The sequence below is a fragment of the Curtobacterium sp. MCLR17_054 genome, assembly GCF_003234335.2.
Lineage (GTDB): Bacteria > Actinomycetota > Actinomycetes > Actinomycetales > Microbacteriaceae > Curtobacterium > Curtobacterium flaccumfaciens.
The window spans coordinates 297594-315913 of record NZ_CP126263.1 but is presented as its reverse complement, the minus strand read 5'-3'; the positions used below and the strand labels follow the sequence as shown (position 1 = coordinate 315913).

Below are 18320 nucleotides of genomic sequence, written 5' to 3'. Positions count from 1 at the left end.
GCTGGCACCGGGCCTCCCGTCCGTCGTCCACCTACGCTGGGTGCCGTGCCCCGCTTCCTCGCCACCCCGACCCTCGTCGCCCTCTGGCTCGGCCTGCTGGCCGTCGTCCTCGGGATCGTGTTCGTGCTGACGACTCCGACCTTCACATTCGGCTTCGCAGCCTTCGCCCCGCTGTCCGACTACGCGTTCGTCGCGGGGAGCCGCCCATGGCAAGCGACGGCCGGACCGGTCCTCGTGCTGGTGGGCGCGGTCGTCGCCGCGTTCGCCCTCGGTCGTCTGAGCACGCGCCGCCGGGGCTGATCCGAAGGCGTCCAGCGGACGTCCGGACTCGGCCGCCGTCGACTGGCACCATGGCGTGATGGCCGAGCAGCACCCCCCGGGCCCGCACAAGCCGGGCCGCCCACCCCGGCCACGACGCCGCAGCCTCGCGCAGCACGACCTGCGCGACGCACGAGCCCGCCTGCGCGGGACGATCTACGAGCACGTCGAGCCCGACGCCAAGGGGCGCGACCAGTACACGGCGACCCAGATCGTCGACTTCTGCCTCGACCTGGCCGAGGTCATGCTCGCCTCGGGTGCAGACACCCGCAGCGTCGAGACGGCCGTCGTCGCGGTCTCGACGAAGTGGAACCTCGCGCCGCTCGACCTCGACTTCTCCGGCAGCTCGGTGACCATCCAGTACGCCCCGGCCGACGTCCCGCCGCTCGTCAAGGTCCGCACCGTGCGGTCGGACGGCTCCGACCTCGACAAGCTCGCGCGGGCGAACCAGATCGTCGACGACCTGATCCACGACGACCGCGACATGACCTCGGCGGTGAGCGCCCTGGTCGCCGTGCTGCGACTCCCGCCGCGGTGGCCGATGTGGCTGTCCGACGTCGGCCTGTCGATCCTCGGCATCTCGATCGCCGTGCAGGCCGGAGGCGGGTGGCGCGCGGGGCTCGGGGCGTTCGTGCTGATGCTCGGGATCATCGTCTCCGGGCGCTGGCTCACCGACCGGGGGTACCCGCAGTTCTTCGTGTCCGGGGCACAGGGCGCGGTGGCGTCGGCGATCGGCACGCTGGCCATCTGGGCCGGCGTGCTCAACGCGAACGGCGCCGCGACGATGGTGGCGGCGCTCGTGGTGCTCCTGCTGCCGCACCCGTCCCTGGTGACCTGGGCGCAGGACGCCATCTCGGGGTTCCGGGCAATGGCGGTCGCCCGGGCGTTCTACATCGGGCTGGTCATCGCGGCGATCGTGGTCGGAGTACCGGCCGGGATCGCCATGACGCACTGGCTGCGGATCGAGGTCGACCCGTCCGGCATCGTGACGCAGACCCTGCCGCTCTGGGCGTCGCTGTCACTGACCGTGGTGTCGGCGGGCGCGAACTGCTTCGTGCAGCAGGCGAGCGCCCGGGTGATCCCGGTCGCCGTGGTGTTCTCGGTCGCCGCCGGTGCCGCGCTGTGGGCGCTGCGCCAGGCCGGGCTGCCGCTCCTCGGGGCGACGTTCCTGGCGGCGGTGCTGCTCGGGGTGCTCTCGACCTACGCGGCCGTCCGGATGCGCACGGCCGTGGCGGCGATCGCGGTGCCGGCGTTCTGCGGGGCGCTGCTGCCCGGTGTCGCCGTGTCGAACGCCCTGCTGAACTTCATGTCCGGGTCGTCGAGCGCCGCGCTCGACTTCGTGGCAGCGGTGTCCGTGGCACTCGGGATCGGCGCGGGCCTGGTGCTCGGCGGGCTCTTCGCGACGCCCGGTGCCCGTCGAGCGCTCCGCCGGACGCGTCGGGTCGTCGTGCACTCGGTCCACAACGACACCACGGCGCTGCGCGTCATCCGTGACACCGGGTACGACCCCGGCGACGGTTCGGTGCCCCGCGGGTCCCGCTCGGCCGGCGCTCCGTGAGCTGCGCGGCCGGCGCTTCGTAAGGCGCTTCGTGAGCAGAAGAGGTCGGGTGCGACGCACGCACCCGACCTCTTCTGCTCACCGAGTGGGCCGGCCGCGCTCAGCCGGCGTCGGACACCGCGCTCGACACCGCGGTCGGGGCGTCGTAGTCGCCGTCCGGGATCGCACGGAGCGCCTCGAGGACGTCGTCCGGGGCGCCCTCCTGCTCGGCCGTCGAGACCACGTCGTCCTTGGACGCCGGGTAGTCGATGCCGCTCAGGTACTTCTGGACCTGGATGGGGTTCGGTGCTGCCATGTCGGTTCCTTCCGTCAGGTTGCGCCTCCCGGAGTACCCGCGGGGCGCTGCACGACGGCGCGGGGAACGCGCTCCGCGGACGAACCGCCGGTCAGATCTCCCAGCTGCCCGAGTCGTCGTCGTCCCACATCGCCAGACGGCGGGCGGCCTGCGGCTCGTACCGCTCCATCCAGCCGCGCTCGAGCCGGGCGACCGCGCGGTCGAACGCCGCCACCAGGTCGAGCTCGGCGCGCAGCAGGGCCTGGAGCTGCAGCCCCTCGTACAGGGCGATGAGCTGCTCGGCACCGCGGCGGGGGTCCATCGTGTGCGGGGCACGGCCGATGGCGACGTCGTGCTCCAGGCCGCGCTTGATCTGCGCGAAGAAGAGCTGGTACCGCGACCGCAGGTAGGTCGCCATCGGGTGCGCCGGGTTGCCCGCGACGGACAGCAGGGCGACGAGCAGGCGCATCAGGGCCGGGTCCTCGGCGTTCGAGGCGACGATGGCGCGGAGCAGGTCCACGGTCGAGCCGTCACCGACCTCGTGCGTGACCTCGTCCATCCGGGCACCGTTCCAGCGGTCCAGCGCGGCGAGGACCAGGCCGTCCCACGACGGGAAGTGCTGCTCCAGCTCGGCGACGCTGATGCCCATCCGCTCGGCGACCTGCACGGGCCGGGCTTCGTGGAAGGGGACGTCCCTGAGCAGGTCGACGGTGGCACCCACGATCGTGATCCGCAGGTGCAGCGTGGCCGCCGCGGCCGCAGCGGCCTGCGTGTCGGCGCTGGTGTGTTCGAGCATCGTGCCCTCCGTCGTCCCCGGACGTCCTGTCCGTGTCACCCCGGATCCGGGGTACCTCCATCCAAACGCAGAACGGGGGACACCAGAATCCCCGGTACGGGTGTCGGCACAAGGGGGGACAGACCACGACGTCGAGCCGGTTCGCGGCCGTCCGTGCGACCATGCGGGCATGACCCCGAACGACCCCACTGCCCAGGGACTCGCGACCATGGCCTCGACCGGCTTCGAGTTCGGCGGCGACCCCGAGCAGGTGGCGCACGACGTCCGGGCCATGTGGGAGCAGCTCGGACGGCCCGCCGGTGCGTTCGAGGCCGCGGCCCGGGCCATCGCCGTGCTGCCCCAGCGCCCCGAGGTGCCGATCGCCGACCAGGCCCGCCGTCGCGCGTTCGAGCAGGCGATCGGCATCAACCCCGTCGAGGTCGAGCTGGCCGCCGCGATGTCGGCGCGGGAGCTCCTCGAGCGGATGGCGCGCTCCGTCAGCTGCTGACGCGACCAGGCGCCCTGGACCCGACCACACGGACGACGGGAGGCGCGGTACCCACCGGCACCGCGCCTCCCGTCAGAGCCCCGTCAGGAACAGCGCCCTACGGCGTCGGCATCCCACCGTCGACGTGCAGCGTCTCGCCCACGACGTACGACGACTCACCGCTCGCCAGGAACACGTAGGCCGGCGCGAGCTCGGCCGGCTGGCCCCAGCGACCCAGGTAGGTCTGCTCGCCCGCGCTCGGCAGCGCCTCCGGCGGCTGACCGCCGGCCGGCTGCAGCGGCGTCCAGATCGGGCCAGGGGCGACCGCGTTGACGCGGATCCCCTTCGGCGCGAGCTGCGCGGCCAGGCCCTTCGCCATGTTGTTCACGGTCGCCTTCGTGGCCGCGTAGTGCACCAGGTGCGGCGACGGGGCGTACGCCTGGATCGACGTCGTGTTGATGATCGTGGAGCCGGGCTGCAGGTGCGGCACGGCGGCCTTCGTGATCCGGAACGTCGCGTAGGCGTTCGTCTTGAAGGTCTCGTCGAACTCCTCGTCGGAGATCTTGGTGATGTCGTCGACGTTCTGCTGCTTGCCGGCGTTGTTCACCAGGATGTCGAGGCCACCGAGCTGCTCGACCGCGTCGGCGACGAGCTGCTCGCAGACCTCGAGCGAGGTGATGTCGCCCGGCAGCGCGACGGCCTTGCGTCCGGCGGCCTCGATGAGCCCGACGATGCGGTCGGCGTCCTCCTGCTCCTCGGGCAGGTACGAGATCGCGACGTCCGCACCCTCGCGGGCGTAGGCGATGGCGACGGCGGCACCGATGCCGGAGTCGCCACCGGTGACGAGTGCCTTGCGGCCGGTCAGACGACCCGAGCCGCGGTAGGTGTCCTCACCGTGGTCGGCGGGGACGTTCTGCGCCATCTCCGCGTCGGTGCCGGCGCCCTCGAGGTACTGCTCGTCGGGCTTCTTGTCGGCGTACATCTTCGTGGGGTCCTGCATCACGTACTGGTCAGGCCCGGTCTGGTCGTTCTGCTGGTCCGTCATGCCGCCGACGGTACGCAGGGGGTCGCTGCGGGCCGTCCAGGAGGCTGTCCCCCGTTGCGCGGAGCGGCCTGCGCCCGTCGACCGCACCGCTCCAGGGCCGCAGGTGCGTGATCCTCGTTTGTCACGGTCCGGTGACGGGCAGGCTCCGATTCGGTAACACCTGTCGTTCTGTTCCGATCGAGGCCCTACCGTCGAACGGTGACTCCTCGGACCCTGCTGGCGCTCGGCGCCGCCGTGCTGGCCTTCTCGGCCGGTGCGCTCGCGTTCGACGGCACCGCCGGGCTCGGGGCAGACGTGGCCGTGGCCGCCGAGACCTCGCACGACGCCGCTCCGGTGCACGTGACGAAGGCGGAACTCCGACGGGTCGACTCGATCGAGCTCGACGCCGAGGCTCTCGTGCTCCGGGACGGCGACGACACCGTGGTGGAGTCCTCGATGCGCGACTCCGGGCTGACCGTGAGCGTCCTGAACCGTCTGCTCGGCACACCGTCCCGCACGCAGACGGCCGAGGGCGACGGCGGGGCGTGCTTCCCCGCAGGCACCACCTACACCTGGGGCGGTGCCATCCGCGTCGCAGCCCTGACGACCGACGCGGCGGCCGGCAACGCCGTCGAGATCCGGGTGCTGCGCGACTCGGTCCGCAGCGTGCTCGGCCGGCAGATCGAGCTGACCGGCCCGGGCGGTGTCCGGGTGGGCGACGACATCGCGGACGAGATCGCCGACGCTCCCGGTTCGGAGCGGGTGTCCTACGGCTCGGACGACTCGCGCGCCTGGCAGCTCCTGCTCCGCGAGGGCTGGGCGGACCGGCACGACGACGACGACGAGTCGAGCAAGCACTCCGACGACGCCGGCACGAACGGCGTCTCCGCCCTGACGAACGAGACGACCGTCACGGTGCTCGGTTCACCGATGCCCGTCCACGCGCAGCGGAGCTGCTGAAGCGACTCAGACCCGCACTGTCGCGATCACCGGGAAGTGGTCGCTGGCGAACCAGGTCTCGGGGCCGTCGTGGTCGATCACAACGCGGTCCACGGCGCTGACGTCGCGGGTGAGCACCCAGTCGATCCGCTCGCCCGAGTCGACCGGCGGCTGCCAGTCGTTGAACGTGGCGGTGCGGTCGTCGGGGTCCCCCGCGGCGAGCCAGGCGTCGGCGAACCCGGCCTCGGCGAACACCCGCGAGGCCGTCCCGCTGCCCGCGGGTTCGTTGCAGTCCCCCGCGAACACGACCGGGCCGGTGGTGCCAGCCAGTCGTTCGGCGATGAGCGCGGCACTCCGGCCGCGGACCTCGTCACCGTGCGCACCGGGCTCGTGGTCCAGGTGCGTGGTGAGCAGCGTGAACGCGGGCCCCTCGGCGTCGAGGAACCGGGCGTGGTTCGCGATCCGCGGGTACAGGCTGCCCCAGGTGTTGGAGACGGGCTCGTCCGGGGTGTCCGACAGCCAGAACGACCCCTCGTCGGACGGCCGGAACCGGTCGCGGCGGTAGAAGACGGCCGCGTGTTCGCCGGCGTCACCGCCCTCGCGCCCCTGTCCGACGTCGGCGTGGTCCGGCAGGCCGGCACGCAGGTCGTCCATCTGGTGCGCGAAGGCCTCCTGCACGCACAGCAGGTCGGGGTCGTGCCGGCGGATCAGGTCGAGCACGACCGGCAGGCGGGCCGGCCAGTCGTGCGCGGGGTCCGGGTTCTTGATGTTGTAGGTCATCAGGACGATCGGGCGTGCGGCGCTGGTCACACCGAGAACCTACCGACCGGTTGCCCCGCGGGTTCCCATCAGTTGATGCAGGTGCCCTCGGTGCCGTAGTTGTGCACGTCGGTCGACTTGGCCGTCGGCTCCTTCGCGGGCTTCTTCGTCGGCTTCGAGCCGGTGCTCGAACCGCCGGTCGACGGCGTCGACGCCCCGGCGCTCGGCTCGGTCGCGACCGGCTTCGCGGTCTTGCCGTCGGTACCGAGCACGAGCGTGACACCGGTGACCGCACTGGTGCGGACGGCGACGGCACCGGGCACCACGGACGCGATGGCCTTGGCCTGCGACTCCTGACCGGCTGGGTACTGCACCTGGGTGGTCTTCGTCGTCGCGGACGAACCGGCCGGGGCGACCTGGAAGCCGCGGGCGGTCAGGACCTGCCCCGCAGCCGTCGCGGCACCCTCGACCCCGCTGCCGTTCAGCACCGTGACCGAGGTGTTCGCCGGCTGTGCGCGGCCGGCCTTCGTGTAGGCCTCGGGTTCGCCGACCAGGCCCTGCACGAACGCGGGCAGGCCGACGGTGTCGACCTCGACGATCGACAGGGCGGACCCGTTCACGTAGATGGTCGGCGTGCCGAGCGTCGGGATCGTGGCGGACTGGATGTTGCCGGGCCGCAGGTTGCGCATCTGTGACGCCAGGTCGATGAGGTCGGTGTCCGTCTGGATCGATCCGCCGACGGCCTTGAGGATGTTCCCCATCTTCACCGGGTTGAGCAGCGTCCCCGCCGACGTGACCTTCCGGGCCTCCTGCGACAGGAAGTACTGCTGGCGGACGTTGCGGTCCAGGTCGCCGTTCGGCAGGCCGTGGCGCTGTCGCACGAAGGACAGCGCCTCCTTCGCGTTGAGCGAGGACTTGCCCGCCGGCAGGTCGACGCCGGAGTACGGGTCGCTGGTCGCCTGGTTGAGGCAGACCTGCACCGGGCCGAGTTCCTTGACGACCTGGTAGAAGCCGAGCAGCGAGACGCGGACGTAGTGGTCGATCTGCAGGCCGCTCAGGTTCTCGATCGTCTTGATGAGCATCTTCGCACCGCCGGTGTCGCCACCGCCGTTGAGCGTGCCGTAGTAGAAGGCGCTGTTGAGCTTGCCCTTGCCGACGTCCGGGATGTCGACGTAGGAGTCACGGGGGAACGAGATCATCGTCGCCTGGCTGCCGTCGGCGTTGATGTGCAGCACGATCATCGTGTCGGTGTTCGTCGCACCACCGTCCGACGTCGTGCTGAGTTCCGCCATCTGCTCGGGGGTGGCGTTCTCCGGCCGATGGTCGTCGCCGACGAGCAGGATGTTCTGCGCCTTGCCGTCGACGTCGTCCTTCGTGTCCTTCTTGCCGGTGATCGCGTTGACGATCGTGACGCCGTCGGACAGCTGGTTGTACGCGTACCCGGCGTACCCGACGCCCAGCAGGAGGGCCATCGTGAGCACCCCCGCGACGGCCGGGAACACGACGCCTGCGCGTCGCTTCTGGCGCCCGTGGCGCGGCGTCGCAGCACCGCGATGTGCGGGCTCGGTCGTCTGCTCGGGTTCGTTGCTCACCGGGAAACCATAACCGCCACGCGGGGAACGGACATGGGATGCGCCTGGAAGGTCACCCCGTACTCGCCGTCACCCCGTGACGGACTGGAGGCCCGTGGCGGCGTCCCCACGGGCCTCCAGTCCGTCACCTGGTCGCGCTAGTCGCGCGACGGGAGCAGGTGGATCGCCTCCATGGCGAGTTCGGCAGCGATGGGGTCCTTCGCGACGACGGCGTCCTTGAGCTTCGTCAGCTCGGGCAGGATCACGTCGGCCGGCAGGAGCTCGGCGAGCTCCGGTACGCGGAGCTTGAAGGAGAGCCCGTCCGTGGTCGAGTTGCAGAGCTGCACGAGCGACGGGTTGCCGCACGCGTCCGCCCACATCGAGTAGATGCCGGCTCCGTCGCGCGCGACCTGGTCCTGCTCGTCGGCGCTCACCCGCGCGTGCACGTCGTCGAGCATCTTCACGATCTTCTTGCGCTGCGCGTCCGTGAACCGGGGCACCGCGAGCCGCACGACGCCGCCGTAGATCACGCCGAGGGTGCGGTACGCGTCGAGGAGTTCCCCCTTCGTCGGCGCCGCGACCCGGGTGTAGCGGTTCGGTGCCATCTCGATGAGGCCGGCCCGGGCGAGCTCGGCGAGGGCCTCGCGGATCGGGGTGCGGGAGACCCCGAGCCAGGCGATCAGGTCGTCGTCGTTGAGCCGTTCCCCGGGCTCGAGCGTGCCGTCCATGATGGCGTCGCGGATCTTGTCCTGCACCGTGTCACGGAGGAGCTTGCGCTCGGCAGCGGGCTGCGTCGAGGGAACTGGCATGGGTCCAGCGTGTCACATGTCAGGGTTCGTGCGCGAGAGGCGCGACGGCCACCAGGCGCGGTGCCCGAGGTCGTAGGCCAGCGCCGGCACGAGCAGCGAACGAACCACGATCGTGTCGAGCAGGACGCCGAACGCGACGACGAACGCGATCTGCACGAGGAACAGGATCGGGATCACGCCGAGGGCGGCGAACGTGGCGGCGAGCACGACGCCCGCCGATGTGATCACCCCGCCGGTCACGCCGAGTCCGCGCAGGACGCCCTCGCGTGGACCGTGCCGCAGCGCCTCCTCACGCACTCGTGTCATGAGGAAGATGTTGTAGTCGACGCCGAGTGCCACCAGGAACACGAACGAGTACAGCGGCACGCTCGGGTCCGCGCCCGGGAAGTGGAACACGTGGTCGAAGACGAGCGCTCCGACACCGAGGGCCGCCGCGAAGGACACGATCACGCTGCCGATCAGCACGAGCGGCGCGACGATGCTCCGGAGCAGGAGCATCAGGATCAGCAGGATCACGACGAGCACCACGGGGATGATCAGGGTGCGGTCACGGATGCCGGTGTCGTTCGTGTCGACCGCCGTCGCGGTGACGCCACCGACGATCGCTCCCGGGTCGACCCGTTCGACGGCGGTGCGGAGGTCGCGGACGGCCTGCTCGGCGGCGTCCGAGTCGGCGGCATCGGACAGCGTCGCCTCGAGCAGGACGTCACCGCGGGAGACGGTCGGCGTGCTGCTGCCGGCGGCGGACCCGGTCACCGGGACGGTCCCGGCGGGGCTGTCCTTCGCTGCGGCGACGACACCGTCGACCCCGTCCACCGCGGTGATCGCGTCGACGAGCTGGTCGAGGTCGCGCTCCGCGCCGATGACCTGCGCGGGGCTGCCCGAGCCGCCCGGGAAGTGGTCGGCCAGCACGTCCTGACCGTCACGGGCCTGCGACGACCCGATGATCAGGTCGCTCTGCGGCACCCCGTCCGCCTTGAGTCCGAACAGGCCGGCACCCATCGCGAGCAGGCCGACCGTGCAGACGATCCACACCACCCGCGACCGCCGGGCGACGAGCCGGCCGACGCGCGCCCAGATGCCGCGGGCGTCCGGACCGGTGAGCACGGGGTGGGCACTGCCGAACGCGGGACGCAGCGGCCAGAACGCCGCGCGGCGGAACGCGAGCAGCAGCGCGGGCAGCAGCGTCAGGGCGGCGAGCAGGCTGAACGCGATGCCGATGGCCGCGACGGGGCCGAGCGCCTTGTTCGAGTTGAGGTCGGAGAGCAGCAGGCAGAGCACTCCGACGATCACCGTGCCACCCGAGGCCAGGATCGGCTCGAGGCTCCCCCGCAGGGCGGCCTTCGTCGCGTCCCAGCCGGTGCGGTGGTCGCGCAGCGCCTCCCGGAAGCGCGAGGTGTACAGGAGCGCGTAGTCCGTCGCCGCGCCGATCACCAGGATCGACAGGATGCCCTGGACCTGCCCGTTGACAGTCACGATGTCGGCCTTGGCGAGCCACCAGACCACGAGGATCGAGGCGCACAGGGCGAACGTGGCGGTCCCGAGCACGAGGACGGGCAGCAGGGGTGATCGGTAGACGATGATCAGGATCACGAACACCGCGGCGAGCGCCACCCCGAGCAGCAGCCCGTCGATGCCGGCGAAGGCCTCGGTCAGGTCCGCGGTGAACCCGGCCGGGCCGGTGACGTAGCCGCTGACACCGGACGGCAGCGCGTCGTCGACGTCGGCCCGGATGGCCTCGACCGCATCTCCGGTCTCGGCGTCTTGCGTGAGCGTGGCGACGATCTCGACCGCGTCGCCGTCCTCGCTCGGGATCACCGGGCTGACGGCATCGACGTCGGCGCGGTCGGACAGCGTCGTGGCGAGCGCCTTCGCGTCGGCGAGGTCGGTCGACGTCAGGCCGCCGTCGCGCTCGAGGACGATGATCGCGGGCGCTCCGGACTCGTCGCGGAACTCGGAGGACCGCTCCTGCACCTTCGTGGCGTCGGCCGAGGCGGGCAGGAACGAGGTCTGGTCGTTGGTCGAGACCTCGGAGATCTTGCCGAAGAAGGGACCGCCGACCGAGGCGATGCCGAGCCAGACCACGATGACGAGCGCGGGGAGGACGATGCGGAGGAAGCGGGACACGTCGGTGAGCGTACACCGATCGTCAGCATGCTGATCACTTGACCGTCGAGCGCTCCTGACGACCATAGAATCACGGCATGCAGGACACGAGCGAGCAGTGGCCCCTCGGGCGCCTGCTGTCCGCGGCTGCACGGTCCGTCGAACGGGACTGGGACGAACGGCTCCGCGCCATCGGGCTCTCGCACGCCGCGGTCGTCGCGATCGACATCCTCATCCGGACCGGTCCGACCGGCGCGGACACCATCGCCCGCACGGCCCGGGTCCAGCCGCAGACGATGTCCCGCACGCTCGAGCGGATGGAGCGGGACGGCCTGGTCGAGCGCACCCCGCATCCCGCCGATCGCCGGCGCCGCGTGGTGAGCGTGACGTCCGCTGGCCGGTCCGCCTGGGAGACCGCACGGCACATCGAGCGCGAGGTCCTGCCGGAGGACCCGGCGCTCCGGACGGCACTGGCCGAACTGCTCGCCAAACCGCAGTCCGAGTGACACACTGTTCATGAAATACCACATGCGATAAGATCCTGTGGTCGGTGCGTGCCGACCTGACCACAGGAGCCCCGCATGTCCGAACGCCGAGCCGCCCGGGCGGCCGCAACCCACACCCGCCGCGCACCCCGTCGCAGCACCCGGCGACGGCGACCGTTCCTGGTCGCCCTGATCGCGACGCTCGGCTCGCTCGTCGGTGTCGCCCTGGTCGTCGCCGTCGTGGCGAGTGTGTTCGTCGGCGGGCTCGCGCGCAGCTTCGATGCCGGTCGCGACACCATTGCCGACCCGTTCCCGAACGGCGCTCGGCCGAGTGCCTCCGGCGGTGAGAACATCCTGCTCATCGGGTCCGACGCCCGTGCGCAGGGCGGACCCGAAGGTGCGCGGCCCGAGCTCGGCGGGCGCTCGGACACCCTGATGCTCGTGCACGTCCCCGCCGACCGGCAGCACGTCTACCTCATGTCGATCATGCGGGACTCGTGGGTCGAGGTGCCCGGACACGGTCGCGCGAAGATCAACGCCGCCTACTCCTGGGGCGGAGTACCCCTGACCGTGCAGACCGTCGAGCAGCTCCTGGACGTCCGGGTCGACCACGTGGCCGAGATCGACTTCGCCGGGTTCGCGGACATGACCGATGCCCTGGGCGGTGTCACGGTCGACTCCCCCCGGCCGTTCTCGGCACGGGGCCACGACTTCACGGCGGGGGCGAACCGGCTCGACGGCGCCGCCGCGCTCGCCTTCGTCCGGGAGCGCTACGCCTTCGCCGACGCCGACCACACGCGGGTCCGCAACCAGCAGGCGTTCATGCGCGGAGTCGTGGACGGGCTGCTGTCCCGCGGCACCGTCACCAACCCCGGGCGCATCCAGGACTTCGTCGCCGCGACGAGCGACCACCTGGCGGTCGACGCGGGGCTGTCGTCCTCACGGCTCGTCGAGCTGGGCTGGTCGCTCCGGGCCGCACGGGCCGACGACCTGGTGACCTTCACCGTCCCGACGGCAGGCTCCGGCACCTCGCCGGACGGGCAGTCGGTCGTCACGTTGAACGGACTCGAGGTCGCCTCGCTGTCCCAGGCGCTCCGGTCCGACGACGTCGCCGGCTGGCTCAGCGACAACCCGCAGTAGCCCGGCACCGCACGCACGACGACGCCCCACGACTCGAGGTCGTGGGGCGTCGTCGTGTTCGGTCTGCGGAGAGATCAGGCGGGGAGCTGGAGCTCCTGGCCGGCGTAGATCAGGTTCGCGTCGTCGATGGTCGACGTGTTCGCGGCCCAGAGCTGCTTCCAGCCGCCGTCGATCCCGAGCTTCGTCGCGATCGTGTCGAGCGTGTCACCTGAGGCGATCGTGTACGTCTTGCCGCTCGTCTTGACCGGGGCCGGCTTGCTCGGCGTCGTCGCTGCCGGGGCGGGCGTCGACTCGGTCGTGCTCGGCGCGGCCGGCTGCGGGGCAGCCTGCTCGGCAGGAGCCGGTGCCGGAGCAGCGGGCTGCGGGGCAGCCTGCTGCGCGGGCGCCGGAGCGGGTGCGGGGGCCGGAGCCGCCGCGGCGGGGGCTGCACCGCTGGTGCCGCTCAGCCCGAGCTGGGCGGAGCAGGCGGGCCATGCACCCCAGCCCTGCGAGGCGAGGACACGCTCGGCGACGGCGATCTGGGCCTCGCGGCTGGCGGAGGCGGGGTTGCCCGCGCCACCGTTCGCCTGCCAGGTACCGAGGTTGAACTGCAGGCCGCCGTAGTAGCCGTTGCCGGTGTTGATGGCCCAGTTGCCGCCGGACTCGCACTGCGCGAGCTGGTCCCAGGTCGAACCGGACGCTGCGTTCGCGGGGGCTGCCGCGAGGCCGACACCGGTCGCGGCGATGCCGGCGAACGCCAGGCCACCGACGATGGTGCGGGTACGGGAAAGCTTCTTCATGTGATTGCTCCACCGGGGTCACGAGCCGCATCTGTTGCGGGATCCACTGCCCACCCCGACCGATCGCGGTCAGTTGTGGGGGTGCGCCACCGGGGGCAGTGGTCATCGGGCCGGCGGCACCTCGGTCGGCAACCATAGGAAACTCTTGACCGTTATCAAACCGAGACAAACGGTTCTACCCGTGCATGCTATGTACCCCGTCCCAGAACCTGAACGGCTCGATGCCCATGGCCATGGTGATCGAGGCGTACCCGGGTACGTGTCCTTGGCAATTCCCTGGCAATGCCGATCGACGGTCGGGATCAGGCCCGCGTGAGCAGGGTCACGGCCTCGAGGTGCCCGGTCTGCGGGAACATGTCGAGCACCCTGGCCCGGTGCAGCCGGAACGACGGCATGCGTGCCAGGTCCTTCGCCAGGGTCACCGGGTTGCAGCTCGAGTAGACGACGTGCTGGACGTCCGACTCCTCGAGCCAGGTCGACAACCGCTCCCCGATCCCGCGACGCGGAGGGTTCACGACGACGAGCTCGGGCACCGCGTCCGGACGAGCCCGGAGGGCGTGCTCGGTCGCGTCGTCGGCGGCGAACCGGAGGCCTTCGAGGCCGGCCTCACGAGCGGACTGCTTCGCGGAGCGGATCGCCTCGGCGCTCGTCTCGATGCCGGTCACCACGCGGCCGGGACGGGCAGCGTGCAGCGCGAACCCGCCGACGCCGCAGTACAGGTCCCACATCGACGCCGGGTCGAGCTCGTCGATCCAGGCCGTCGCCTGCGCGTACAGCTCGGTCGCGACGCCGGTGTTCGTCTGGAAGAAGCTCTGCGGCCGCAGGTGCATCGTGATCCCGCCGAGCCGCATCGGCAGGGTCTCCTGCTCGGTCAGCACGATCTCGCGGTCGCCCTCGGTGACGGCCTTGTGCTCGGGCAGCAGGTTGGCGGTCACCACGACCGCGTTCGGCAGTGCGGCACGCAGGGCGTCGAGGTGTTGGCGGAGCCGCGGGAGCTGCCCCTCGGAACGCAGCACGAACCGGATCATCAGCTCGCCGTCGGGCGACTCGGTGACCAGGACGTACTTGAGCTCACCCCGGCGCGCGGCGACGTCGTACGGGATCAGCCCGGCGGTCGAGACGAACTCGGCCAGCACGGGCAACGCGTGCCGGATGCCGGGCGTGCAGATCCCGCAGTGCCGCAGGTCCACCCCGCGCTGCCGGTGGTCGAGGATGCCGACGGTGGGGTGCTGGACGGTCCCACCCACGACCATCTTCGCCTTGTTCCGGTACCCCGACTCCGGGCTCGTGATCGCGGGCGACCAGGAGACCGCTCCGGAGCCCCCGGCGGCCTCGACCGCGGCGTGCAGGAGCTCGCGCGTGCGGAGTTCCTTGTCGAGGACCTGGTCGGCGTAGGGCTGGCCCATGAGCGTGCACGACCGGCACACCCCGCGGTCGAAGTAGTCGCACTGCATGGCCGAGTCAGGATACGGCAGCGTCCCGCGTCGTCGTGGCGATCCGGTACACGGACGTCGTCGCGGTCAGGAAGAGGGTCGTGCCCTCGTCGCCGCCGAAGCACAGGTTCGACGTGACCTCCGGCACGGCGACCGCACCGATCCGGGCACCCGTCGGGTCGAACACGACGACGCCGCGGTGCGAGGACGACCAGACGTTGCCGTGCACGTCGACCCGGATGCCGTCCGGCGCACCCTCTCCGGGCTCGAGCCGCGCGAACACCCGGCCGTTCTTCAGCAGGTCGCCTCGGCGGTCGTAGGCGCGGATGACCGGCTCGTCGCCCGACGAACTCGCGATGTACAGCACCCGCTCGTCCGGGTCGAAGGCCAGGCCGTTCGGCTCGTCCAGGTCGGTCGCCACTGGTCGCAGGTCCTCGCCCGCCGGGCCGCACCGGAACACCCAGTGGTCGCCGTACTCACGCACGCCCGGGTGTCCCTCGCGCGGCTGGGTGATGCCGTAGGCGGGGTCGGTGAACCAGACGCCGCCGTCCCGCGCGATCACCACGTCGTTCGGGGAGTTGAACCGGCCCCTGTCCCACACGTCGACGATCGGCGTGACGACGCCGTCGCGGTCCCGCTCGACCCGACGCAGCCCGTGCGAGCACTGCACGACGCTGCCGTCCCGGTCGAGCGTGCGGCCGTTGGTGAACTCGACACCGTCCGCGTACACCGAGGTGTCCCCCGAGTCCGCGTGCCACTGCAGGATCCGGTCGCCGGGGATGTCGGACCACCGCAGCGTGCGCGTCGACGGGATCCAGCAGGGCCCCTCGGCCCAGGTGCTGCCGGTGGCGATGCGCTCGAGCGCGTCGGCGTCCGGTACGAGGTCGTCGAGCAGCACGGGTTCTCCTTCGAACGGGGTGCCCAGCCTACGTTCGTCAGGCCGCGGCCGCAGCCTCGCTCCGTCGTCGGACGGCCTTCTCGATCGCGGAGATCGCGAGGCCGAGCAGGATCGACGCCACGACCGCGAGGGTCGTGACGAGGAAGGGCTGCTCGCGGCTCCAGCGCCCGGTGGCCGAGGCGATGCCGACGCAGTACGCGGCCCACACGACGTCGGCGAGCACACAGCTGAGCAGGAACCGCCGGAGGTCGAGCCCGCTGTCCGCGCCGACCAGGTTCGTCGTCAACCGGCCCATCGGGATGAAGCGTCCGAGCACCGCGATGCGCCCGGGAGCGGCACGGTAGCGGCCGTCGATGGCGTCCCGGGCCGCGCGGACCTTCGGACGCGCGAACCACGACCTCGAGCCGAGGTCGACCGACCGCGCCAGATGGTAGAGCCCGAGGTCACCGAGGACCATCCCGATCGACGCCGCGACGACGAGGAAGAGGACCGGCAGGAGACCGCCGTCACCGCCCACCAGGAGCGTGCCGATCGCGACGACGAGTGCCTGGCTGGGCAGGAAGACCGCGACGCTGCCCACGGCGAGCACGAGGCCGACCACGAAGAACGCCCACGGGGTGCCGACGAGCTGGACGACCAGGTCCTGTGCTGCGTCCACGACTCACCCTCCACGGGCGCCGGAGGGGCGCGCCGGGGTCCATCCTCGCAGGTCCGGCGCGCCCCGCTCACGTGCGGTCGACGATCGCCCGCATGGTCGAGGCCGCGTCGTCCGGGCGGCCGTCGAGGACAGCGTCGGCGAGTGCCAGGTGGAGGCCGACGTCGTGCCGGTCCGGGCGGATGCTCCCGCGTTCGCGCAGCACCTGGCCGACGACCTGGTGCAGGCGTCGGTACAGGGCGTTGCCGGACAGGCCGAGCACGAGCGCGTGGAACCGCACGTCCGCGGCCACGAAGTCGAGGCGGTCGTCGCGGGTCGCGGCGGCGGCGAGCTCGTCCGCGGTGGTGCGGAGGGCCTCCCGTCGGTCCGCGCACTCGTCGAGCGCCGCTCGCCGGGCTGCTGCGGCAGCGGCGGCGGGTTCGACCGCCGCGCGCAGCTCGCGGAGTTCGACCGCCACGCGCTCGCCGTCGGGGCCCCGCAGGCGCCACCGCACCACACGCGGGTCCAGGACGTCCCACTCCCGCAGGTCGAGGACGGTCACGCCGACCCGGCGCCGCGCGGTGAGCAGGCCGAGCGCGACGAGGACGCGGACGGCCTCGCGGACGATGCTGCGGCTGGCGCCCGTCCAGGTCACCAGGTCGTCGACGCTCCGGCGGCTGCCCACGGCGACCGCGCCGGAGACGACGGCGGCACCGATCTGGTCGAGGACCCGTTCGAAGGTGCTCGTCACCGCTGCGAGACCGGCGACAGCACGAGCTCGTCGATGCGCACGTGTGCCGGCGACCCGAGCACGAAGGTGACCGTCCGCCCGATGTCCTCCGGTTGGAGCATGCGCTGCCGCGCGGCCGCGTCGGGGACCTCGGGCCGTTGGTCGAGGAAGTCCGTCGCGACGTCACCCGGGCACAGGTGGGTGGCACGCACGCCGTGCTCGGCCTCCTGCTGGTTGAGCGTCCGGACGACCGACGCGAGCGCGGACTTGCTCGCCGAGTACGCGACACCCGCCCCGGGCTGGAAGGACCACCCGGCGTACGACGACACGACGACGACCACGCCGCCGGCCGCGCGGAGTGCCGGCAGCGCGGCGTCCACCAGCGAGACGACGGCGGTGAGGTTCGTGTCCACGATCGCGCGGAAGTCGGTCAGCGACTGGTCGTCCCACCGGCGCCTCGGGGCGTTGAGCCCGGCCGCCAGCACGAGCCCGTCGAGCCGCCCGTGCCGCTCGAGCACGGCGTCCCGTGCGGCTGCGACGGCATCGGGGTCGTTCGCGTCGAGGGGCAGGACGTCCGCGGTTCCCCCGGTGCCGCGGACGGTGCGTGCGACCTGCTCGAGCCGCTCGGCACGGCGCCCGCTGAGCACCACCGTCCAGCCGTCCCGCGCCGCCGCCTCGGCGCTCGCGGCCCCCATGCCGCTGCCCCCACCCGTGACCCAGAGCACACGCTGATCCGTCATGCTCGAATAGTATGCCTATTCAAGGCACCGACGACGGGAGCAACGATGCACCTCGACCTGACCGACCACGTGGTGGTCGTGACCGGCGCAGCACGCGGGATCGGGCGCACTCTCGCCGACCGCTTCGTCAGCGAGGGGTGCCGTGTCGTCGCCCTCGACCTGGCCTTCGAGCCGGACTTCCCGCTCGACCACGTCGTGTGCAACGTCGCCGACCCGCAGTCGGTGCGCGACGCCGTGGACGAGGTCGTCCGGCGGCACGGCACGATCGACGTGCTGGTGAACAACGCCGGCATCAACGTCACGGGCACGGTCGCCGAACTCGAGTGGGACGCCTGGCGCCGCTGCGTGGACGTCAACCTCGGCGGCACGTTCCTGATGAGCCAGGCCGTGGCTCCGGTGATGCAGGCGGCCGGGCGCGGGCGGATCATCAACGCCGCTTCGTTCGCGGCGATCGTGCCCAGCGTCGGGAGCGCGGCCTACGCGGCGTCGAAGGCCGCGGTCGTCTCGTTCACCCGGGTCCTGGCGTCGGAGCTCGGCCCGTGGGGGATCACCGTGAACGCCTACGCACCGGGCATGGTCCCGACGGCGATGAACGGCTTCGCGACGATGCCGACCGAGGCGCAGGACCGCCTGCTCGACACCCTGTCGCTGCGCCGGTGGGAGACCGCGGACGACGTCGCCGATCTGCTCGTCTTCGTGGCGAGCGATGCTTCCGCGTACATCACCGGCACCCTGCTCGACGTCTCCGGCGGCAAGCTCGCGACCCAGATCCCCGCCCGCGCGCACGGCCGGACCTGAGCGGACTGCTGTCCGGCCGCACAGGTTCTCCACATGGCCCTCTCCGTAGGCTGTGAAAGCCCA

General features: G+C 71.8%; 20 protein-coding genes. 7 read left to right on the top strand and 13 right to left on the bottom strand.

Annotation, left to right across the window (positions count from 1 at the left end; translation table 11 throughout):
• Window positions 1–45: 45 nt before the first annotated feature.
• Together DEJ08_RS01550 and DEJ08_RS01545 are read left to right on the top strand one after the other, a co-directional pair.
• Complete coding sequence (locus tag DEJ08_RS01550) at window positions 46–300, top strand: hypothetical protein (RefSeq protein WP_111054818.1); 255 nt, start codon at window positions 46–48, stop codon at window positions 298–300.
• 58 nt (window positions 301–358) lie between these two features.
• Window positions 359–1876, top strand: coding sequence for a threonine/serine exporter family protein (locus DEJ08_RS01545; RefSeq protein ID WP_111054817.1), 1518 nt, complete (start codon window positions 359–361; stop codon window positions 1874–1876).
• 100 nt (window positions 1877–1976) lie between these two features.
• Here the strand turns inward: DEJ08_RS01545 and DEJ08_RS01540 are convergent, their stop codons facing one another.
• Complete coding sequence (locus DEJ08_RS01540; RefSeq protein WP_111028641.1) at window positions 1977–2171, bottom strand: DUF2795 domain-containing protein; 195 nt, start codon at window positions 2169–2171, stop codon at window positions 1977–1979.
• A gap of 91 nt (window positions 2172–2262) precedes the next feature.
• Window positions 2263–2946, bottom strand: a complete 684-nt coding sequence (locus tag DEJ08_RS01535) for a TetR/AcrR family transcriptional regulator (protein WP_027467173.1) — start codon at window positions 2944–2946, stop codon at window positions 2263–2265.
• A gap of 169 nt (window positions 2947–3115) precedes the next feature.
• Between DEJ08_RS01535 and DEJ08_RS01530 the strand changes: the two genes are divergently transcribed.
• Window positions 3116–3433: a hypothetical protein gene (locus DEJ08_RS01530; RefSeq protein WP_111024588.1), complete on the top strand. Its 318-nt coding sequence runs from the start codon at window positions 3116–3118 to the stop codon at window positions 3431–3433.
• A gap of 97 nt (window positions 3434–3530) precedes the next feature.
• Here the strand turns inward: DEJ08_RS01530 and DEJ08_RS01525 are convergent, their stop codons facing one another.
• The gene (locus DEJ08_RS01525) at window positions 3531–4457 is read right to left on the bottom strand and encodes an SDR family oxidoreductase (RefSeq protein ID WP_110858602.1); all 927 of its coding nucleotides are present in this window, start codon (window positions 4455–4457) and stop codon (window positions 3531–3533) included.
• 198 nt (window positions 4458–4655) lie between these two features.
• Here DEJ08_RS01525 and DEJ08_RS01520 point away from each other — a divergent pair, with 198 nt between their 5' ends.
• Entirely contained in the window at window positions 4656–5396 is a 741-nt protein-coding gene (locus DEJ08_RS01520; RefSeq protein WP_111054815.1) for a hypothetical protein, read from the top strand.
• Between the two features lie 6 nt (window positions 5397–5402).
• On the opposite strand, the gene DEJ08_RS01515 is transcribed toward DEJ08_RS01520, so the two are convergent.
• From DEJ08_RS01515 to DEJ08_RS01500, 4 genes are all read right to left on the bottom strand, one after another.
• Entirely contained in the window at window positions 5403–6185 is a 783-nt protein-coding gene (locus tag DEJ08_RS01515; protein WP_111054814.1) for an endonuclease/exonuclease/phosphatase family protein, read from the bottom strand.
• A gap of 38 nt (window positions 6186–6223) precedes the next feature.
• Window positions 6224–7726 (bottom strand): LCP family protein, encoded by a 1503-nt coding sequence (locus DEJ08_RS01510; protein WP_111024584.1) that lies wholly within the window; start codon window positions 7724–7726, stop codon window positions 6224–6226.
• A 137-nt stretch (window positions 7727–7863) separates the two neighbouring features.
• A complete protein-coding gene (locus DEJ08_RS01505) occupies window positions 7864–8514 on the bottom strand; it encodes a GntR family transcriptional regulator (protein WP_111028645.1) in 651 nt (216 codons plus the stop codon).
• Between the two features lie 12 nt (window positions 8515–8526).
• Window positions 8527–10641: an MMPL family transporter gene (locus DEJ08_RS01500; RefSeq protein WP_111054813.1), complete on the bottom strand. Its 2115-nt coding sequence runs from the start codon at window positions 10639–10641 to the stop codon at window positions 8527–8529.
• 77 nt (window positions 10642–10718) lie between these two features.
• On the opposite strand from DEJ08_RS01500, the gene DEJ08_RS01495 reads away from it, so the two are divergent.
• The gene (locus DEJ08_RS01495; protein WP_111054812.1) at window positions 10719–11126 is read left to right on the top strand and encodes a MarR family winged helix-turn-helix transcriptional regulator; all 408 of its coding nucleotides are present in this window, start codon (window positions 10719–10721) and stop codon (window positions 11124–11126) included.
• A 75-nt stretch (window positions 11127–11201) separates the two neighbouring features.
• Window positions 11202–12245: an LCP family protein gene (locus DEJ08_RS01490; protein WP_111054811.1), complete on the top strand. Its 1044-nt coding sequence runs from the start codon at window positions 11202–11204 to the stop codon at window positions 12243–12245.
• A gap of 74 nt (window positions 12246–12319) precedes the next feature.
• Here DEJ08_RS01490 and DEJ08_RS01485 read toward each other — a convergent pair whose 3' ends face one another.
• The 6 genes from DEJ08_RS01485 to DEJ08_RS01460 all read right to left on the bottom strand — a co-directional run bounded on the left by DEJ08_RS01485 (window position 12320) and on the right by DEJ08_RS01460 (window position 17459).
• Window positions 12320–13024, bottom strand: coding sequence for a LysM peptidoglycan-binding domain-containing protein (locus DEJ08_RS01485; protein WP_111032656.1), 705 nt, complete (start codon window positions 13022–13024; stop codon window positions 12320–12322).
• Between the two features lie 302 nt (window positions 13025–13326).
• Window positions 13327–14478: a 23S rRNA (uracil(747)-C(5))-methyltransferase RlmC gene (gene rlmC / locus DEJ08_RS01480; RefSeq protein WP_111054810.1), complete on the bottom strand. Its 1152-nt coding sequence runs from the start codon at window positions 14476–14478 to the stop codon at window positions 13327–13329.
• Window positions 14479–14485: 7 nt separating this feature from the next.
• Window positions 14486–15352 carry an SMP-30/gluconolactonase/LRE family protein gene (locus tag DEJ08_RS01475; protein WP_502869460.1) on the bottom strand — a complete coding sequence of 289 codons (867 nt, stop codon included), beginning with the start codon at window positions 15350–15352 and terminating at the stop codon, window positions 14486–14488.
• A gap of 40 nt (window positions 15353–15392) precedes the next feature.
• Window positions 15393–16013: a DedA family protein gene (locus DEJ08_RS01470; protein ID WP_071404822.1), complete on the bottom strand. Its 621-nt coding sequence runs from the start codon at window positions 16011–16013 to the stop codon at window positions 15393–15395.
• 67 nt (window positions 16014–16080) lie between these two features.
• On the bottom strand, window positions 16081–16740 hold the full coding sequence (locus tag DEJ08_RS01465) for a FadR/GntR family transcriptional regulator (RefSeq protein ID WP_111054809.1): 660 nt from the start codon (window positions 16738–16740) through the stop codon (window positions 16081–16083).
• Window positions 16737–17459: an SDR family oxidoreductase gene (locus DEJ08_RS01460; RefSeq protein WP_181439013.1), complete on the bottom strand. Its 723-nt coding sequence runs from the start codon at window positions 17457–17459 to the stop codon at window positions 16737–16739. Before DEJ08_RS01460 ends, DEJ08_RS01465 begins: the two co-directional genes overlap by 4 nt.
• A gap of 45 nt (window positions 17460–17504) precedes the next feature.
• Between DEJ08_RS01460 and DEJ08_RS01455 the strand changes: the two genes are divergently transcribed.
• Window positions 17505–18257 carry an SDR family NAD(P)-dependent oxidoreductase gene (locus tag DEJ08_RS01455; protein WP_111054807.1) on the top strand — a complete coding sequence of 251 codons (753 nt, stop codon included), beginning with the start codon at window positions 17505–17507 and terminating at the stop codon, window positions 18255–18257.
• The last annotated feature ends 63 nt before the right edge of the window (window positions 18258–18320 follow it).

Excerpts from the sequence above, each read along its gene's own strand:
- DEJ08_RS01545 (WP_111054817.1), top strand. The coding sequence starts at position 359 with ATGGCCGAGCAGCACCCCCCGGGCCCGCACAAGCCGGGCCGCCCACCC.
- DEJ08_RS01540 (WP_111028641.1), bottom strand. The coding sequence starts at position 2,171 with ATGGCAGCACCGAACCCCATCCAGGTCCAGAAGTACCTGAGCGGCATC.
- DEJ08_RS01535 (WP_027467173.1), bottom strand. The coding sequence starts at position 2,946 with ATGCTCGAACACACCAGCGCCGACACGCAGGCCGCTGCGGCCGCGGCG.
- DEJ08_RS01530 (WP_111024588.1), top strand. The coding sequence starts at position 3,116 with ATGACCCCGAACGACCCCACTGCCCAGGGACTCGCGACCATGGCCTCG.
- DEJ08_RS01525 (WP_110858602.1), bottom strand. The coding sequence starts at position 4,457 with ATGACGGACCAGCAGAACGACCAGACCGGGCCTGACCAGTACGTGATG.
- DEJ08_RS01505 (WP_111028645.1), bottom strand. The coding sequence starts at position 8,514 with ATGCCAGTTCCCTCGACGCAGCCCGCTGCCGAGCGCAAGCTCCTCCGT.
- DEJ08_RS01495 (WP_111054812.1), top strand. The coding sequence starts at position 10,719 with ATGCAGGACACGAGCGAGCAGTGGCCCCTCGGGCGCCTGCTGTCCGCG.
- DEJ08_RS01490 (WP_111054811.1), top strand. The coding sequence starts at position 11,202 with ATGTCCGAACGCCGAGCCGCCCGGGCGGCCGCAACCCACACCCGCCGC.
- DEJ08_RS01485 (WP_111032656.1), bottom strand. The coding sequence starts at position 13,024 with ATGAAGAAGCTTTCCCGTACCCGCACCATCGTCGGTGGCCTGGCGTTC.
- rlmC (WP_111054810.1), bottom strand. The coding sequence starts at position 14,478 with ATGCAGTGCGACTACTTCGACCGCGGGGTGTGCCGGTCGTGCACGCTC.
- DEJ08_RS01460 (WP_181439013.1), bottom strand. The coding sequence starts at position 17,459 with ATGACGGATCAGCGTGTGCTCTGGGTCACGGGTGGGGGCAGCGGCATG.
- DEJ08_RS01455 (WP_111054807.1), top strand. The coding sequence starts at position 17,505 with ATGCACCTCGACCTGACCGACCACGTGGTGGTCGTGACCGGCGCAGCA.